The sequence below is a fragment of the Mesorhizobium sp. P160219 genome (genome assembly GCF_057786095.1).
This window is the reverse complement of the sequence record NZ_JBYNWG010000001.1, coordinates 1,625,006-1,642,168: the sequence shown is the minus strand read 5'-3', so window position 1 is coordinate 1,642,168 and position 17,163 is coordinate 1,625,006. Positions and strand designations below refer to the sequence as shown.

Annotated in this window: 14 protein-coding genes and 1 pseudogene; 3 read left to right on the top strand and 12 right to left on the bottom strand. The window is 62.7% G+C overall.

Annotated elements, in window-relative coordinates; genetic code table 11:
* Positions 1 to 35 precede the first annotated feature (35 nt).
* Both phoU and AC3EMP_RS08025 read right to left on the bottom strand, forming a co-directional pair.
* Positions 36 to 758: a phosphate signaling complex protein PhoU gene (gene phoU / locus AC3EMP_RS08030; protein ID WP_023692535.1), complete on the bottom strand. Its 723-nt coding sequence runs from the start codon at positions 756 to 758 to the stop codon at positions 36 to 38.
* 115 nt (positions 759 to 873) lie between these two features.
* On the bottom strand, positions 874 to 2,139 hold the full coding sequence (locus tag AC3EMP_RS08025; protein ID WP_352710380.1) for an ATP-binding protein: 1,266 nt from the start codon (positions 2,137 to 2,139) through the stop codon (positions 874 to 876).
* Between the two features lie 102 nt (positions 2,140 to 2,241).
* Between AC3EMP_RS08025 and ppk2 the strand changes: the two genes are divergently transcribed.
* Positions 2,242 to 3,147 (top strand): polyphosphate kinase 2, encoded by a 906-nt coding sequence (gene ppk2, locus AC3EMP_RS08020; RefSeq protein ID WP_023711408.1) that lies wholly within the window; start codon positions 2,242 to 2,244, stop codon positions 3,145 to 3,147.
* A 201-nt stretch (positions 3,148 to 3,348) separates the two neighbouring features.
* Here ppk2 and AC3EMP_RS08015 read toward each other — a convergent pair whose 3' ends face one another.
* Both AC3EMP_RS08015 and AC3EMP_RS08010 read right to left on the bottom strand, forming a co-directional pair.
* Positions 3,349 to 3,987 (bottom strand): acyl-homoserine-lactone synthase, encoded by a 639-nt coding sequence (locus tag AC3EMP_RS08015; protein ID WP_023681954.1) that lies wholly within the window; start codon positions 3,985 to 3,987, stop codon positions 3,349 to 3,351.
* Positions 3,988 to 4,262: 275 nt separating this feature from the next.
* Entirely contained in the window at positions 4,263 to 4,994 is a 732-nt protein-coding gene (locus AC3EMP_RS08010) for a helix-turn-helix transcriptional regulator (protein ID WP_023669621.1), read from the bottom strand.
* Positions 4,995 to 5,290: 296 nt separating this feature from the next.
* On the opposite strand from AC3EMP_RS08010, the gene AC3EMP_RS08005 reads away from it, so the two are divergent.
* Positions 5,291 to 6,106, top strand: a complete 816-nt coding sequence (locus AC3EMP_RS08005) for an ABC transporter substrate-binding protein (RefSeq protein ID WP_050586840.1) — start codon at positions 5,291 to 5,293, stop codon at positions 6,104 to 6,106.
* 59 nt (positions 6,107 to 6,165) lie between these two features.
* Here the strand turns inward: AC3EMP_RS08005 and AC3EMP_RS08000 are convergent, their stop codons facing one another.
* Positions 6,166 to 6,579, bottom strand: a complete 414-nt coding sequence (locus AC3EMP_RS08000) for a tellurite resistance TerB family protein (protein WP_023688697.1) — start codon at positions 6,577 to 6,579, stop codon at positions 6,166 to 6,168.
* A 156-nt stretch (positions 6,580 to 6,735) separates the two neighbouring features.
* Between AC3EMP_RS08000 and AC3EMP_RS07995 the strand changes: the two genes are divergently transcribed.
* Positions 6,736 to 8,385 (top strand): lysine--tRNA ligase, encoded by a 1,650-nt coding sequence (locus AC3EMP_RS07995; RefSeq protein WP_023732412.1) that lies wholly within the window; start codon positions 6,736 to 6,738, stop codon positions 8,383 to 8,385.
* Here AC3EMP_RS07995 and AC3EMP_RS07990 read toward each other — a convergent pair.
* The 7 genes and pseudogenes from AC3EMP_RS07990 to AC3EMP_RS07960 form a co-directional block, all read right to left on the bottom strand.
* Positions 8,348 to 9,220, bottom strand: coding sequence for a thermonuclease family protein (locus tag AC3EMP_RS07990; RefSeq protein WP_352710378.1), 873 nt, complete (start codon positions 9,218 to 9,220; stop codon positions 8,348 to 8,350). The two genes, AC3EMP_RS07995 and AC3EMP_RS07990, sit on opposite strands and share 38 nt — an antisense overlap.
* A gap of 8 nt (positions 9,221 to 9,228) precedes the next feature.
* The gene (locus tag AC3EMP_RS07985; protein WP_023715330.1) at positions 9,229 to 9,879 is read right to left on the bottom strand and encodes a S24 family peptidase; all 651 of its coding nucleotides are present in this window, start codon (positions 9,877 to 9,879) and stop codon (positions 9,229 to 9,231) included.
* Between the two features lie 307 nt (positions 9,880 to 10,186).
* Positions 10,187 to 10,344, bottom strand: a pseudogene (locus tag AC3EMP_RS07980) (thioesterase family protein); the annotation flags it as partial.
* Between the two features lie 11 nt (positions 10,345 to 10,355).
* Positions 10,356 to 12,575: a 3-hydroxyacyl-CoA dehydrogenase NAD-binding domain-containing protein gene (locus AC3EMP_RS07975; protein ID WP_023696701.1), complete on the bottom strand. Its 2,220-nt coding sequence runs from the start codon at positions 12,573 to 12,575 to the stop codon at positions 10,356 to 10,358.
* A 23-nt stretch (positions 12,576 to 12,598) separates the two neighbouring features.
* Positions 12,599 to 13,807 (bottom strand): acetyl-CoA C-acetyltransferase, encoded by a 1,209-nt coding sequence (locus AC3EMP_RS07970; protein WP_023669613.1) that lies wholly within the window; start codon positions 13,805 to 13,807, stop codon positions 12,599 to 12,601.
* A gap of 31 nt (positions 13,808 to 13,838) precedes the next feature.
* Positions 13,839 to 15,008, bottom strand: coding sequence for an acyl-CoA dehydrogenase family protein (locus AC3EMP_RS07965; RefSeq protein WP_023696702.1), 1,170 nt, complete (start codon positions 15,006 to 15,008; stop codon positions 13,839 to 13,841).
* Positions 15,009 to 15,240: 232 nt separating this feature from the next.
* Entirely contained in the window at positions 15,241 to 17,049 is a 1,809-nt protein-coding gene (locus AC3EMP_RS07960; RefSeq protein ID WP_352710375.1) for an acyl-CoA dehydrogenase, read from the bottom strand.
* Positions 17,050 to 17,163: the final 114 nt, after the last annotated feature.

Sequence of the window (17,163 nt, the reverse complement as noted above, 5' to 3'; positions counted from 1 at the left end):
AGCGCAATATGATTAAGCGTTCGAGGGGAGCGCGATCACTTCACCGGCAGCGCCGGAAGGGCAACCTTGTCGGTCTTGTCGCCCTTTGGACGCTCGGCCGGCAACTGCTCGCCGGTGACGATGTAGTAGATCGTCTCGGCAATGTTGGTGGCGTGGTCGCCGATGCGCTCGATGTTCTTGGCGCAAAACAGCAGATGCGTGCACGGCGTGATGTTGCGCGGATCTTCCATCATGTAGGTCAAAAGCTCGCGAAACAGCGAGGTGTACATGGCGTCGATCTGGTCGTCGCGGTCGCGAACGAAGCCTATTTTCTCGACCGAGCGCGAGGCATAGACGTCGAGCACTTCCTTGAGCTGGGTCAAAGCGAGTTCGGCAAGCGCCTCGAGGCCGCGAAACAGGCTGGTCGGCTGGCGGCCGTCAATGACGCTGACCACACGCTTGGCGACGTTCTTGGCGAGGTCACCGACCCGTTCGAGGTCGGCCGAAATGCGGATGGCGCCGACGATCTCGCGCAGATCCGTCGCCATGGGCTGGCGCTTGGCGATGATGACGATGGCTTTGTCGTCGATTTCGCGCTGGCCATCGTCAAGCACGATGTCGTCACGAATGACCTTCTGGGCGAGGCCGGGATCGGCATTGACCAGCGCCTGGATCGCCTGCTCGACCATGCGCTCGGCATGGCCGCCCATCGCAGCGATGCGCTTCGCCAGGTATTTCAGCTCTTCGTCATAGGCGCTGACAATGTGTACGGACTGCATGGGCGAAATGCCTTCCTTAAATCTTTGGCCTTTTGAGTCGTTTTCCTCGACCCTGTGCTGATACGCTAGCCGGATGACAGAAAGAAGAAACAGGCAGTAAGCAGATAGTACCGCCTCAGCCTGCCGGCAAATGGACCGTGAACGCCGCGCCCTTGCCAACTTCCGACTTGATCGAAAGCCGGGCGTTGTGGCGCGTCAGAATATGCTTGACGATGGACAGGCCAAGACCGGTGCCTTTCTGGGTGCGGCTGCTCTCCACGTCGACGCGATAGAAGCGCTCGGTAATGCGCGGTATGTGCTCTTCCGGGATGCCCGGGCCATAGTCCCTGATGGTTACATCGATGCCCGGTTCCGGGCCGGCCTCGCCCCGCGCGATCGACACCGTGACGCGTCCGCCAGGCTGGCCGTATTTGCAGGCGTTTTCCAAGAGATTCTCGAACACCTGGAACAGCTCGTCGCGGTCTCCGGGCACGTCGAGCGGCCCCTCGGCGTAGTCGCGTTCGATGACGACGCCGTTCTCGCTGGCGAGCGGGCCTAGTGAATCGATGACGCTGTCGATGGTCTGGCGCAGATCGACCTCGGTTCCCGGCCTCAGGTAAGGCTTCATTTCAAGCCTCGACAGCGACAGGAGATCGTCGATGAGGCGCGCCATGCGGCCGGTCTGGTTCTGCATGATCTGCAGGAACTGCTCGCGCGCCGCCGGATCGTTGCGGGCCGGGCCGCGCAACGTCTCGATGAAGCCCGAGATTGAAGCAAGCGGGGTGCGCAACTCGTGGCTGGCATTGGCTATGAAGTCAGCGCGCATGCGGTCGATGCGGCGCGTCTCACTCTGGTCCTTGAATACCAGCACATAGAGATCGGTGGCGTGGCCGACCGAGGACGCGCTGACCCGGTAGGCCCGTTCAACCGGCAGCTTCTCGGTGTAGTCGACGGCATCGGAGGCGACGGTTCCCGACAGCACGCCGTCGAGCAAGGCCTGCATTTCCGGCGCGCGGAATTTTAGCGACAGCGACAGGCCGGGCGCGATACCGACAAAGGCGGCAAAGGCGGCGGCATTGGCGTGGACGATGGTGGCGGTGCGGTCGAAGATGATCAGCGGATCGGCAACGGCAGCCGCAAGATATTCGCCGGAAAGCCGCTGCAGCCCGCTCGCCTCGATCGTGGCAATGATCTCAGCAGACCGGCTGGCGCCTCCGGTTGGCAGAAGCGCGGCGGCCAGCAGCACCGTCAACGCAGCCAGGACGACATAGGCGGAGATACCGGCAAAACCATAAACGGCCATGATGGCGATCGCACCGGCGGCAAGCAGCCATCGGCTGTTCCACAGCCGGCCGGCGACGGCCTGCCCCGTGGTTGTCCGCTCTGCGCCGGTGTCAGCCATTCGTGCTTTCCGTGCTTCTGCGCCGGTCCCGCCGAAACTTCCGCTGGACCGGGTTTGAGGCCCCCCATAGCATGAGTCCGCAAGCTGGAAAGGTTCGTCTCGATGAAAAAAGCCAAGGAAAGTCCCGCCGCAGAGCCGGCAGAGGGGCCGCTGAAGATCAAGGTGGACGGCAAGGAGCGGGAGTTCGACATCGAAAACCCCGAGCTTCCCAGCTGGATCGAGGACCACAAACTGACCGCAGGCGACTACCCCTACGACAAGAAAATGAAGACCGAGGAGTATGACGAGACGCTGGAGCGGCTGCAGATCGAACTGGTCAAGGCGCAGGCCTGGCTGCAGGCGACCGGCAGCAGACTGATGTCGCTGTTCGAGGGGCGCGATGCCGCCGGCAAGGGCGGCACCATCTCGGTGCTGCGCCAGTATCTCAATCCTCGAACCGCGCGCAATGTGGCGCTGACCAAGCCGACCCCAACCGAAGTCGGGCAATGGTACTACCAGCGCTACGTCGCCCATTTCCCGACATCGGGCGAATTCGTCACCTTCGACCGGTCCTGGTACAACCGCGGCGGCGTCGAGCCGGTGATGGGCTTCTGCACACCGGAACAGCATGCAAAATTCCTCGACGAGACGCCGCATTTCGAGCGGATGATCTCCAACGACGGCATCTATTTCTTCAAATTCTGGCTCAACATCGGCCGCGAAACCCAGCTCGAACGGTTTCACGACCGCCGCTGGTCTCCGCTGAAGAACTGGAAGTTCTCGCCGATCGATATTGCCGGCATCACCAAATGGGACGACTACACCAAGGCGCGCGACCAGATGGTCGAGCGCACGCACAAGCAGTTCGCGCCCTGGATCATCGTGCGGGCCAATGACAAGCGACGCTCGCGGCTGGCCGTCATGCGGCGCATCCTGTTGTCACTGCCCTATGATGGGCGCGATCTCGACGCCATCGGCAAGGAAGACAAAAAGATCGTCGGCGAAGGGCCGTCGTTTCTCGAGAAGTAGAGACTGGCCTCGATAGGCAGAGGCTGAAATTACAGAGCCCACCCCCACACGGAGGTGGGCTCTGTGGCCATTGTCTAAAGCGCATCGCATTTGAACGGATTCACGCGACGCGCTTTAGGTCTTTGTTTCATGCATGTCGTTCTCTCAAAACCGGGGCCACTTTGAGCGACATGCATTAAAGCGCGTCGGGTGAAGACAGTCTCACGACGCCTGCCGCATGCCGAGCATGTGGGGGGTGCCCCTGGCCAACACCGGGGCGTGATGATTGCGGCGCGAACGCACGACATCCAGCGTATGCTCGTTGAAGGTCAGCAGTGTGGCGACGACCTGCTGGTTGCCATAGGTGCGCTGGTACCCGAGCGGCGTCGCCAGGAAGTGCAACTGCAGCGTCCGCAGCACCCACACCGGCTCGACCTCGATAATGACCTGATCGACATTGCGAGCAAGGCCCCATTCGACGAAGCCGGCGATCAGTTCGGTGCCGACCGTAGACACGCCGCGCTTGCCATCGCGAAAGCCTGGCGCCACCGCGTAACGGGTTAGCTCCCAGACATTCGGTCCCGAAGGGCGCTTTCCCTCGCAGAGTTCCGGCATCACATCGCTAAGGAGATGCGGCCGTGTGGTCGGCAGCATCCGATGATAGCCTGCAAGCTCGCCATTGCGTATGACAAGGTGGTGTTCGGCCTCATCATGGTCGAATTGATCGATTTCGAGGCCGTCCGGGCGATCGAGATCGGTCCACCGCATCTCATCGACGAAGACCTTGTAACGCAGGCGATGGACGGCCTCCCATAGGTCGGGACGTTCCATCAGTTGTTGAGTGGTAAGGGAAAATAGCATTAGCCGTCTCCTGGGCTTAAGAGGAAGATACGGCCGGGCTTTCCCGAAAAAATTGCGCGAAGGTGTTGGCAAGGATTTCCAGGCTGCCACAGCCGACATGGCTAATATAGCTGCGTCTAAACGCCTCCGCGATGGCGTGCACCCTGTTGGCGACGCCGAGTCTGCTTTTGGCGTTAAGAAAGCATTAGCCGTCTCAAGAGGACGACAGGGGCCGGTCTTTTCTGAAGATATGACGCCAACAATGCGGCCATAAATTTCGGGCCGCCAGAACCGGCCTAGCTGATATAGCCGTGCCTGACTGCTTCGGCGACTGCCTGCACACGGTTGGCGGCGCCTAGTTTGCTCTTGGCGTTGAGAAGGTGTTTCTCAGAGGTATGCTCCGAGATGCCGAGGATCTGCGAAATCTCCCACTCGGATTTTCCGACCGCCGCCCATTGCAGGCATTCGCGCTCGCGCGGCGTCAATTCAATGTGATCGATAGATTTGCCGGCCGTCGTTTGAAGCTGCATGGCGCGGCCGATGGCATAGGTGGAGGCCAGCGAGACCATTGCGAATTCGGCTTCGGACAGTTCGACCGCCTCACCGCCCAGCGAGACCAGCGCGATCTGGCCTTCGAGCGTGATCAGCGGGAAGGCGAGGCCGTCACGCAGCTTGAACTGGCGGGCGTCGCGCATTACCTCGGCGCTGCTCTTGTCGGCGGGCATGCTTTGAACGGCATCGCGCCATTGGAATGGCGCCCGAAACTGCTTCAAATGGCTGACGACCGGATCGTGGTCGACGTAGTTGCGCGATAAGTAACGCTCCAGCCATTCGCTAGGCCAATCGCAGAGCAGCACATGGTCCTTCGTCTGGCTGCTTGGTGTACCGGGCTGCGGCACCGTTGCGGCTATCAGGGCCGTCAATCCGAAATTCGAGGTGACACTAAGTAGCTGCTCGCACACCGCAGCCGACGTGTCGGCACGCTGCACCCGGTCAATATATTCAAGTGTCCGGTCAAAATAACCCATCGCAACATCTACCCCATGTTGCCTACCGCTCTTGAGACCGATGCTACGTGCCTGCCCCGCACTTAGCCATCAACCCCGGATTGCAAAGCCACATCCTTAGCTTTTCTAACGCCAGCGACCGCCAACCCCGGGCCGACTCTGTGCGGCTATTTGCAACCTCGCCAAAGCATAACCCGAAATTTGCCCTTTGAAATCAAAAACAATTGTGCCTGCGCCGTTTTCGTATCACAAGCCAACGGCCAAGACGGGCGGAGTTTTTTGTGACATCACGCTGGATAACCATCGCCTTGCTGTCGATGCTGATCGGAGTGCAGCCGTTTGCCGGCGCTGTGCGGGCAGCGGAACCGCAGGTGCCGGTGCTTTGGGATGCCAAGGAGCGGCTGCCGAAGCCGGACCTTGCGGCGCTGCCGAGGCTCAGGTTCCTCACCACAACCGATTTCCCGCCCTTCAATTTTCTCGACGGCACGGGCCGACTGTCCGGCTTCCACATCGACCTGGCGCGGGCGATTTGCGCCGAACTCGACATCGCCGACAAATGCCAGATCCAGGCGCTGCCCTGGGCCGAACTCGACGACGCGTTGCAGAAGGGCGAAGGCGAGGCGATCATCGCCGGCATCGCCGCAACGCCGGAGACGCGGGCGAAGTACAGCTTTTCGCGCTCCTATCTACAGTTTCCGGCGCGCTTCATCATGCCGAAGACCAAGGCCTTCGCCGAGCCGATCCTCGACAAATTGCGCTCGAAGCGGGTCGGCGTGCTGGCCGGCTCGGCGCATGAAAAGATGCTGCGCGATTATTTCGGCACCGTGCAGATCATCCGCTTTCAACGGCCGGAAGACCTCTACAGCGACTTGAAGAGCGCCAAGATCGATGCCGCCTTCGGCGACGGCATGCGCTTTTCCTTCTGGCTGGGCGGCACGGACGCCGCCGGTTGCTGCCGCTTCGCCGGTGGACCCTACCTGGCGCCGGAATATCTGGGGTCCGGCATGACCATTGCCACCCGGGCCAGCGACCCAGCGCTGGCCGCAGCCATGGACTACGCGCTGCAGGAGATATCGGTGAAAGGCACCTTCGCCGAATTCTACCTGCGCTATTTCCCGGTCAGTTTCTTCTGATCCGGTTCCCGGTCAGCTTTTTCTGATCCGGTCCCGGTCAGCTTCCTTTAGGGGCTGGATCAGGTCAGCGTGCGCAGGCGGGCCTTCGCCCCGCGCGCGATGGCTGCGGCGGTCAGCGTGTCGAGATCGAGCTCACGCCGGATCAACTGCAGCACCCGCAATTCCTCCATGCGCATTTCTAGATCGACGGCGGCAACCTCGAAGGCCGCGGCATAGGCGGTGTCGTGCAGCCGTTCGGGCAAAGTCTCGGCGACACGCTCGAGCACGCCTTCCAACCCATCCTTTTCATGCAGCATCTTCTGGCAGTCCTGCGCAATGGCGATCAGCCTGTCCTGCTTGAAATCCTCGAACACCGGCCAGCTGCGGACGACGTCGCCGATGCGCGCCAGTTCGATATCGGTCATGTCGCGATCGGAAGCCGAGGTGATGACCATCAGGTAGATCAGGGCTTCATGGGTGGACGGCAACGGCATTCAAAACTCCTTGATAGTGAGGGTCGAAGGTAGGGACGCCACGGCGCCGTCGCAACGAAAACGCCTGATATCGTTGACGCTCCGCCCTGTCGCGCCTAGAGACCCGGTTGAAAAATCTTACCAGCCGCGAAAGCCGGCCATGACTGGAACTTTGACATGACGGGATCAAACATCGCCGATCTCAACCCCGAAATGCTTGCGGCAGCCGCCGAAAGCAAGGCCTGGCCGTTCGAGGAAGCCAAAAAGATCATCGAGCGCTACAAGGGCGGCGACTTCCCGGAGATCGTCCTGTTCGAGACCGGCTACGGCCCGTCGGGCCTGCCGCATATCGGCACGTTCGGCGAGGTCGCGCGCACCTCGATGGTGCGCCATGCCTTTCACGTGCTGACCGGGAACAAGGTCAAGACCAAGCTGCTCTGCTTCTCCGACGATATGGACGGCATGCGCAAAATCCCCGACAATGTGCCGGATCGCGCAGCGCTCGAGCCCTATCTGCATATGCCCCTGTCGGCGGTGCCCAATCCGTTCGGCGGCGACTATCCGAGCTTTGGCGACCACAACAACGCGATGCTGTGCCGCTTCCTCGACACGTTCGGCTTCGACTACGAATTCGCCAGCGCCACGCAGTACTACAAGGCCGGCCGCTTCGATGCGATGCTGGTGCGCGCCGCCGAGCGCTATGAGCAGATCATGGCGGTGATGCTGCCGACGCTGGGGCCGGAGCGGCAGGCAACCTACAGCCCGTTCCTGCCGATCTCGCCGAAGAGCGGGCGCGTGCTCTACGTGCCGATGAAGCATGTCGACGCCAAGGCCGGCAACATCACCTTCGACGATGAGGGCACCGAGACCACGCTTTCGGTGACCGGCGGGAAGGTCAAGCTGCAGTGGAAGCCGGATTTCGGCATGCGCTGGGCAGCGCTCGGCGTCGATTTCGAAATGTTCGGCAAGGACCACCAGACGAACGCGGTGATCTACGACCGCATCTGCAACATTCTCGGCGGGCGCGCGCCCGAGCATTTCGTCTACGAACTGTTCCTGGACGAGAACGGCCAGAAGATCTCGAAGTCGAAGGGCAACGGGCTGACCATCGACGAATGGCTGCGCTACGCGCCGACCGAAAGCCTCGGCCTCTATATGTATCAGCGGCCAAGGCAGGCGAAAAAGCTCTATTTCGACGTCATCCCACGCGCCGTCGACGAGTACTACACCTTCCTCAACGCCTATCCGCGCCAGGACTGGAAGGAGCGGCTGGGCAATCCGGTCTGGCACATGCATGACGGCAAGCCGCCTTCCATCGACATGCCGGTGCCGTTCTCGCTGCTGCTCAACCTGGTCAGCGCCTCCAACGCGCAAAACAAGGATGTGCTGTGGGGCTTCATCTCGCGCCATGCATCTGGCGTGACGCCAGCGACGCATCCCGAACTCGACCAGCTGGTCGGTTTCGCCATCCGCTACTTCGACGATTTCGTGAAGCCGACGAAGACCTTCCGGCCGGCCGACGATGTCGAACGCGTGGCGCTGGAAGCGCTTGGCAACGCGCTTGCTGGCCTGCCGGCCGGCGCCGACGGCGAAGCGATCCAGAACGCTTCGCTCAACGTGGCGCGCAAGATCGAACGCTATCAGGACCATTCGAAGAAGAGCCCGGACGGCGGCCCTGGTGTCTCGGGCGCTTTCTTCCAGATGATCTACCAGGTGCTGATCGGCCAGGAACGCGGACCGCGCTTCGGTTCGTTCGCAGCCCTCTACGGCATCGCCGAAACCCGCGCGCTCATTGAGCGGGCGCTGGCTGGTCAGCTGGCGGCGTAATTTCCGTCCCGGCCGGCGGCGTGTCCATCGCCGGGGCATCGAGGATCGGTTGCGACGCCGTCGATGCCGCAACCGGCGTTGGCGCCGGTGGCAGGCCGCCAAGATCGGGCGCGGCACCGAAGACGCCCTTCTTGGCGGCGCGCGCCTTGTCGCCCGCTTCGACATAGGGGCCGCCTGCCGTGGCGCGCGCCCAGCCGTTTTCGACCAGCCACTGGCCGACATCCAGCTTGCCGATGCGGCATTCGGCGGCGATCAGCGCACGGTCGGCCTCCGGCGGCACCTTGCAGGCAACGGCCCGGCCGCGCAGGAAAGACCGGAACGCGGTGCGCGCCCTGATACCGCAAGCCCAGGACTTGCCGCCCTCGGTGCAGGTCTCGTCTTGCCTGACGATGTCGATGCCGGAGACCGTCACGGAATAACCATTGGCTTCGATCAGGCCGGCGGCGGCCGCGACCGGCTGGAACAGTTTTGTTCCTCCCCAGTCGTCGACCGCTCTGCGCCCACGCGGCTTGGGCGGTCCGGCCAGCGCCAGGTCGCTCAGCGGCTCGCGTGGCTCAACCCGTTCAAGTTCTTCTACCGGCAGCGGCGGCGGTGCGATGGCCTCGGGATCGATCGCCCTCGAATGCACCTGAGGCGAGTGCATCGGAGGCTTGACGGGCTGGACCTCGGGGATCGCCGACGTCGCCGGCTCCTCGGGCACGGCCTCGGTTTCCGGGTCGATCTGGTCGACAGTAATGGCAGGGCCGTCGCGATGCAGCGCGCGACCGCCGGCGACGACAATGGCGACCATCACCGGGATCGCCAGGAGGGCTATGAGGATTTGAAGCAGACGCACCGCGAGACCTACTGGCTTGCCCAGACGATCCGCGCCACCCATTCGACATCGCGCATCGCGATGTCGCGGTCCGGATGGTCGGGGTTGAGCGAAATCAGCACGATCGATTTCGTCGTCTGGCGGTCGAGCACCTTGGCCATGACTTCGCCGGCATTGGTCTTGACGACGACGCGGTCGCCCTTTCGGGTAGCGGCCCCGGGCTCGACGATCAGCACATCGCCATTGCGGTACAGCGGCAGCATGGAATCACCCTGCACCTTCAACGCATAAGAGGTTTCGGTTGCCCGCGCCGGAAGCTCGACAAGGTCCCAACCCTGGCCGGAGGGATAGCCGGCATCATCGAAGAAGCCGCCGGCGCCGGCCTGGGCGAAGCCGAGCAGCGGCACCGCCGAACGCTGCGGGGCTAACGAGCCCGAAGCTGTCTTGGCGCGGCCTTCGACCAGTCCGGTGAATTCGTCGAGCGAAGCGCCTGTCGCCTCGATGATCTTGGCCAGCGATTCGGTCGAGGGCCAGCGCGGTCGCCCATCCGAGGACAGCCGCTTCGACTTGTTGAAAGCGGTGGAGTCCAGACCGGCTCGCCGGGCCAGGCCGGAGGCCGACAACGAATAGCGCTCGGCGAGAGCGTCGATGGCTGCCCAAACTCGGTCATGCGAGAGCAATTCGCTCTCCTCAAAACAGGAAAAAATACCTTTTCCTTCTAACGCGCGGTCATCCGATTGTCCACCGGCGCGCGGCCCGATCCCCTAAAAAGCGGTGTGCGGCGAAGTCGTCATGGATGCCTCAAACTGCCTTGGCAAGGCTGCGCAATCCCTGGTCGGAGCTCATGAAAACCCGCTCGGCCTCGGTCGGCGGTCGCGGTTGAACGGAGCGGGCAAGCGTACTGTTGGACGCGCCAAGGACGCTGTAGCATTTTGATTTGGCACATGACCCCGAAAATCGATTCCGATTTTCGGGGTCATGCGCGAGGTCGGCGAGCATCATGTAGCGGGCGTTGTTGAGATGGAGGTTGAAGTCGATCTCGGTCGGCAGGCAGCGAAAAGCCAGTCGGCTTTCGCTACCGACCGCGTAAGGCCACGGCGCCTTGCCGTGGCCATCATGCGCGCAAGGCGCCCCCAGACGTACATGGGGCGCTAGCTCAAGCGGCCTTCTGCACCTCGCCTTTCGCATAGGGATCGAAGCGCTGGTAGAAGGTCTCGCCCTTCTCGGCCAGGTCGAGCAGCAGCTTTGGCGCCTTGAACTCGGCGCCGTATTTCTTCTGCAGGCCTTTGGCTATTCTGACGAACTCCCTGGCGCCGATGCCGTCGATATAGGACAGCGCGCCGCCGGTGAATGGCGCGAAACCAAAGGCGAGGATCGACCCGAGATCGGCCTCGCGCGGATCGGTGACGATGCCTTCCTCCATCACCCGGGCCGCTTCCAGCGCAATGGTTACCAGCAGGCGCTGCTGCAGTTCCTCATAGTCGACCTTCTCGGCCTCCAGCTGCGGATAGAGATCCTTCAGGCCCCGCCACAGCTTCTTCTTGGCAGGCTTGGCGGGATAGTCGTAAAAACCCTTGCCGTTCTTGCGGCCGAAGCGGCCATGGGTGTCGACCAGCGTGTTGATCAACGCCATCTGCCTGGGGTCGACGGCCTTGTCGCCGAGGTCCCTGATGGTCTGCTTCATGATCTTCTGGGCAAGGTCGATCGCCGTCTCGTCGGTCAGCGCCAGCGGGCCGACCGGCATGCCGGCGGCCTTGGCGGCATTCTCGATCATCGGCGCCGGAACGCCTTCGATCAGCATCTTGTAGGCTTCCGACATGTAGCGCAGCACGCAGCGGTTGACGTAGAAGCCGCGCGTGTCGTTGACGACGATCGGCGTCTTCTTGATGGCGCGCACGAAATCGATCGCGGTGGCCAGCGCCTTGTCGCCGGTCTTCTTGCCCAAAATGATCTCGACCAGCATCATCTTGTCGACCGGCGAGAAGAAGTGGATGCCGACGAAATTCTTCGGCCGCGCCGAATTCTTGGCCAGCGCGGTGATCGGGATGGTCGAAGTGTTGGAGGCGAAGACCGCTGACGATTTCAGCACGGCTTCGGCCTGCTCGGTGGCAGCCTTCTTGACGGCCGAATCCTCGAACACCGCCTCGACCACCAGATCGCAGCCGGCGAGATCGGCATAGTCGGCCGTCGGCGTGATCAGCGACAGAAGTCTGTCCTTCTCCTCGGGCTTGGCGCGGCCCTTCTTGACCTGATCGGAGATCAGGCTGTCGGAATGCGCCTTGCCCTTTTCGGCCGACGCCATGTCGCGGTCGAGCAGGACGACCGGGATGCCGGCCTTGGCGGTGACAAAGGCGATGCCGGCACCCATGAAGCCGGCGCCGAGAATACCGATCTTCTTGAACTTGGTCTCCGGCACGCCGGCCGGGCGGCGGGCGCCCTTGTTGAGCTCCTGCAGCGACACGAACAGCGAGCGGATCATCGCTGCTGCTTCCTTCGACTGCATGATTTCGGTGAAATAGCGCTGTTCGATCCGCAGACCGGTGTCGAACGGCACCAGCAGGCCCTCATAGACGCATTTCAGGATGGCCGCGGCGGCCGGATAATTGCCGTAGGTCTCGCGGCGCAGGATGGCGATGGCCGGCGGCCACAGATTGAAGCCGGCCGGCGTATAGATTTGGCCGCCAGGCAGCTTGAAGCCCTTCTCGTCCCAGGGCTGGACGGCTTTCAGGCCGTTCCTGATCATCGCTTTGGCGGTCTCGATCAGCTTGCCGGGTTCGGCGATCTCGTGGATCAGCCCCATCGCCTTGGCTTTCTGCGGCGACAGCGTCTGGCCGGTGGTCAGCATCTGCAACGCCTGCTGCTGGTCGGTCAGGCGCGGCACGCGTTGGGTGCCACCGGCGCCGGGGAAGATGCCGACCTTGACTTCCGGCAAGGCCATCTTGACCTTTTCGGAGTCAGCGGCAACGCGGCCATGACAGGCCAGCGACAGCTCGAACGCGCCGCCCATGCAGGTACCGTTGATCGCCGAGACCCAAGGTTTGCCCGACGTTTCGAGCTTGCGCCACAAGCCACCCATGCGGCCGGCATTGTCGAACAGGAGCTGTGCCGCCTTCTCCGGGTCCTTGGTCTTCTCCTTGGCAAATACGGCCAGCATCTTCTGCAGCATGGTCAGGTCGGCGCCGCCCGAGAAGCTGTCCTTTCCCGAGGTGATCACCGCGCCCTTGATGGCGGCGTCGGCCACCACCTGGTCGATGATCTTGTCGAGCTCGTTCATCACCTCTTCGGTGAAGACGTTTATCGAGCGGTCCGGCATGTTCCAGGTGACCATCGCGATGCCGTCTGCGTCCGTGTCGACCGTGAAGTTTGTATAAGTCATGTCTCTCTCCTTCCGGCCGAAAATCAGACGCGTTCGATAATCGTTGCGGTGCCCATGCCGGCGCCGATGCAGAGCGTCACCAGAGCGGTGTTCAAATCGCGGCGCTCGAGCTCGTCCAGCACCGTGCCCAGGATCATCGCGCCGGTGGCACCGAGCGGATGGCCCATGGCGATGGCGCCGCCATTGACGTTGATCTTGTCGTGCGGGATTTCGAATGCCTGCATGTAGCGCAGCACCACCGAGGCGAAGGCCTCGTTAAGCTCGAACAGGTCGATATCCGACAGCTTCATCTTGGCGCGCTTCAGAAGCTTCTCGGTGACGTCGACCGGACCGGTAAGCATCAGCACCGGCTCGGAGCCGATGTTGGCAAAGGCGCGGATGCGGGCGCGTGGCTTCAGGCCCATCGTCTTGCCGGCCTTCTTCGAGCCGAGCAGTACGGCGGCCGCGCCATCGACGATGCCGGACGAGTTGCCGGCATGGTGGACGTGGTTGACCTCTTCCACCTCAGGGTGCTTCTGCACGGCGACCGCGTCGAAGCCGCCCATTTCACCAGGCATGACGAAGGACGGGTTGAGCGAAGCCAGCGACTGCATGTCGGTCGACGGCCGCATATGCTCGTCATGATCGAGGATGGTGAGGCCGTTCTGGTCCTTGATCGGTATGACGGAGTTCTTGAAACGGCCATCGGCCCAGGCCTTGCCCGCACGCTTCTGGCTCTCGACCGCATAGGCATCGACGTCGTCGCGCGAAAAACCGTATTTGGTGGCGATCAGGTCGGCCGAAATGCCTTGCGGCACGAACCAGCCGGGCAGGCCGACGGACGGGTCCATGAACCACGCGCCGCCCGAGGCGCCCATGCCGACGCGCGACATCGATTCCACGCCGCCTGCAATGACGATCTCGTCGGCGCCTTGAGCGATCTTGGCGGCGCCGAAATTGATGGCGTCGAGGCCTGAGGCGCAGAAGCGCGAGATCTGCATGCCCGGCGCCTTGTTATCGTAGCCGGCCTCGAAGGCGGCGGCACGCGGAATGACGGAGCCGGCTTCGCCGACCGGATCGACGCAGCCGAAGATGATGTCGTCGACGTTTGCAGTGTCGAGGCCGTTGCGGTCGCGCAACGCTTCAAGCGTCCTGGCCGCAAGCCGCACCGCCGGCACCTCGTGCAGCGAGCCATCCTTCTTGCCCTTGCCGCGCGGTGTGCGCACGGCGTCATAGACATAAGCTTCAGCCATTTGCTTGCTCCTTGCTTTGCCGACGTCGCTCTCAGAGAGAGCGGCCGATCAGCAATTTCATGATCTCGTTGGTGCCGCCGTAGATGCGCTGGACGCGGGCGTCGCGGAACATGCGGGCGATCGGATATTCATTCATGTAGCCATAGCCGCCATGCAATTGAAGGCATTCGTCGACGACTTTTCCCTGCAGGTCCGAGAGCCAGTATTTCGCCATCGACGCCGTCACCGGATCCAGCCCGCCATTGATGTGGCGGGTGACGCAATCATTGTAGAAGACGCGGCCGATGGTGGCCTCGGTCTTCAGTTCGGCGAGCTTGAACTGGGTGTTCTGGAACTCGATGATCGCTTTGCCGAAAGCCTTGCGATCCTTGACGTAGTCGATGGTCAGCGCCAGGGCGCGTTCGATCATGGCGATGGCGCCGGTGCCGATCTGCAGGCGCTCCTGCGGCAATTGCTGCATCAGCTGGATGAAGCCCTGTCCCTCTTCGTGGCCAAGCAGGTTCGAGGTCGGCACGCGCAGATCATTGAAGAACAGCTCCGACGTGTCGTTGGCTTTCAGGCCGATCTTGTCGAGGTTGCGGCCGCGTTCGAAGCCTTCGGCCTCGTCGGCCTCGACGACGATCAGCGAGGTGCCCTTGGCGCCTTTGGCCGGATCGGTCTTGGTGACGACGATGATGAAATTGGCCAGTTGGCCATTGGTGATGAAGGTTTTCGAACCGTTGATCTTGTACTGGTTGCCGTCCTTCTCGGCGCGCGTCTTGACGCCTTGCAGGTCGGAGCCGGCGCCCGGCTCGGTCATGGCGATGGCGCCGATCAGTTCGCCGGTTGCCAGCTTCGGCAGCCATTTCTTCTTCTGCTCCTCGGAGCCGTAATGAAGGATGTAAGGAGCAACGATCGCATTGTGCAGGCCGATGCCGAAACCGTCGACGCCGACATGGCCGATCGCCTCGATGATGGCGCTCTCATGCGCGAAGGTGCCGCCGGAGCCGCCATATTCCTCCGGCATAGAGGCGCAGAGCAGGCCGGCGGCACCCGCCTTGCGCCAGCTCTCGCGGTCGACCATCTCGTTCTTCTCGAACTCGTCGTAGCGCGGCGCGATCTCTTCCGACATGAAGCGGTGCGCCATGTCGTAGAGCATGCCGACCTCGTCCGCCGCCCAGGCGGGCTTCGGCAAGGAGAGCACTTCGGCTGGATTTGTCATGCCGTTTCTCCCGCGCCAACGTCCCCCTCCCCCTCGAGGGGAGGGTGGCCGCGAAGCGGTCGGGTGGGGTCGCCGATGACGTGCTCGACCTTATCTTCGGAATTGACGCGGGTTTGGGGCATTGCGATCATCTCCTACCAAAGCGCCAACCAGCCGGCGCACTGCACGCAAGGACCCCTCCCGGCCCTTCGGGCCACCCTCACCTCAAGGGGGAGGGGGACGCCAGCCATTTCTAGAACGCTTCCGCAGGCAGCGCCATTAGCGTGTCCGCACCACTGGAAATGCGGGCGAGATGTGCCGATGTCTCGGGCATGATCCGCTCCATGAAGAAGCGCGCCGTCACCATCTTGTTATCGTAAAAAGCCCCATTTTCGTGGACAGATTGGGAGCCATTGGCCCCGGTCTTACCGAGCGCGGCCTTGGCCATCTGCGCCCACATATAGCCCAGCGCGACCAGGCCGAAGAGATGCATGTAATCGGTCGACGCGGCGCCGGCATTGTCGGGCTTGGCCATGCCGTTCTGCACCAGCCACATGGTCGCCGCCTGCAGATCGTTGAGGCCCTTCTTCAGCGCCTTGGTGAAAGGCGCCAGCTTCTCGTCGGCGCGGTTCTCCTCGCAGAACTCGCCGACGTCCTTGAAGAAGGCCTGCACGGCGCGGCCGCCATTCAGACCTAGCTTGCGGCCGACGAGGTCGAGCGCCTGGATGCCGTTGGCGCCTTCATAGATCATGGCGATGCGGGCATCGCGCACGAACTGGCTCATGCCGTGCTCTTCGATGTAGCCGTGGCCCCCGAACACCTGCTGCGCCATGACTGCATGGTCAAAACCCTTGTCGGTGAGCACGCCCTTGATCACCGGCGTCAGCAGGCCGGTATAGTCGTCGGCCGCCTGGCGATCCTTGTCGTCGGCGGAGCGGTGGGCGATGTCGGACTTGATCGCCGTCCACAGCGCCAGCGCGCGGCCGGCCTCATTGAAGGCCTTCATGGTCATCAGCGAGCGGCGGATGTCGGGATGGACGATGATCGGATCGGCTTGTCTGTCCGGCGCCTTGGCGCCAGACAGCGAGCGGCCCTGCAGCCGGTCCTTGGCGTAGGAGACCGCGTTCTGGTAGGCGATCTCGGACAGCGACAGGCCCTGCAGGCCGACGCCGAGGCGGGCTTCATTCATCATCGTGAACATCGCCTTCAGGCCGCCATTGGCCTCGCCGAGCAGCGTGCCTTCGGCCTGGTCATAATTCATGACGCAAGTCGAATTGCCGTGGATGCCCATCTTCTCCTCGATCGACCCGCAGGAGAGCGTGTTCTTCTCGCCCGGATTGCCCGAGGCATCGAGCTTCAGCTTTGGCACGATGAACAGCGAGATGCCCTTCACGCCTGCCGGCGCGCCTTCGATGCGGGCCAACACGAGATGAACGATGTTTTCCGACATGTCGTGCTCGCCGGCCGAGATGAAGATCTTCTGGCCGGATATCTTGTAGGTGCCGTTGCCGTTCGGCACCGCCTTGGTGCGCAGCAGACCGAGATCGGTGCCGCAATGCGGCTCGGTCAGGTTCATGGTGCCGGTCCAGGACCCCTCGACCAGCTTCGGAAGCCATGTCGCCTTCTGCTCGTCGGTGCCGTGGGTGATGATCGCCGCGATCGCGCCTTGCGTCAGGCCGGGATACATCATCAGCGCCATGTTGGCCGAAACCATGTATTCGGCAACCGCGGTGTGCACGGCATAGGGCAGCCCCTGGCCGCCGAACTCGACGGGCGCCGCCAGTCCCATCCAGCCGCCTTCGCGATACTGGTCGTAGGCTTCCTTGAAGCCCTTCGGCGTCGTCACCGAGCCGTCCTCATGGCGCACGCAGCCTTCCACGTCACCGACGCGGTTCAGAGGATGCATAACGTTTTCGGCGAGCTTGGCGCCTTCGGCGAGGATCGCCTCGACAACGTCGGGCGTCGCGTCGGCAAATCCGGGAAGGTTGGAGTAGCGCTGATAGCCCAGCACCTCGTTGAGCACGAACAGCGTGTCCTGGACCGGCGCCCTGTAGATCGGCATGTGTTTCCTCCACCATGCGGGTCTTGGCCGCGAGATCGAGCCCCGAAACATGAGGTTGGGGCGGCATGCGGGCCAATGTTGAAAGCGGGATAGCAAAAATTGACGTTTGCGTAA

Coding starts and splice junctions, on each gene's coding strand:
- AC3EMP_RS08025 (WP_352710380.1), bottom strand. CDS start 2,139: ATGGCTGACACCGGCGCAGAGCGGACAACCACGGGGCAGGCCGTCGCC.
- AC3EMP_RS07975 (WP_023696701.1), bottom strand. CDS start 12,575: ATGACTTATACAAACTTCACGGTCGACACGGACGCAGACGGCATCGCG.
- AC3EMP_RS07970 (WP_023669613.1), bottom strand. CDS start 13,807: ATGGCTGAAGCTTATGTCTATGACGCCGTGCGCACACCGCGCGGCAAG.
- ppk2 (WP_023711408.1), top strand. CDS start 2,242: ATGAAAAAAGCCAAGGAAAGTCCCGCCGCAGAGCCGGCAGAGGGGCCG.
- phoU (WP_023692535.1), bottom strand. CDS start 758: ATGCAGTCCGTACACATTGTCAGCGCCTATGACGAAGAGCTGAAATAC.
- AC3EMP_RS08000 (WP_023688697.1), bottom strand. CDS start 6,579: ATGCCGTTGCCGTCCACCCATGAAGCCCTGATCTACCTGATGGTCATC.
- AC3EMP_RS07995 (WP_023732412.1), top strand. CDS start 6,736: ATGACGGGATCAAACATCGCCGATCTCAACCCCGAAATGCTTGCGGCA.
- AC3EMP_RS08010 (WP_023669621.1), bottom strand. CDS start 4,994: ATGGGTTATTTTGACCGGACACTTGAATATATTGACCGGGTGCAGCGT.
- AC3EMP_RS07965 (WP_023696702.1), bottom strand. CDS start 15,008: ATGACAAATCCAGCCGAAGTGCTCTCCTTGCCGAAGCCCGCCTGGGCG.
- AC3EMP_RS08015 (WP_023681954.1), bottom strand. CDS start 3,987: ATGCTATTTTCCCTTACCACTCAACAACTGATGGAACGTCCCGACCTA.
- AC3EMP_RS08005 (WP_050586840.1), top strand. CDS start 5,291: ATGCTGATCGGAGTGCAGCCGTTTGCCGGCGCTGTGCGGGCAGCGGAA.
- AC3EMP_RS07960 (WP_352710375.1), bottom strand. CDS start 17,049: ATGCCGATCTACAGGGCGCCGGTCCAGGACACGCTGTTCGTGCTCAAC.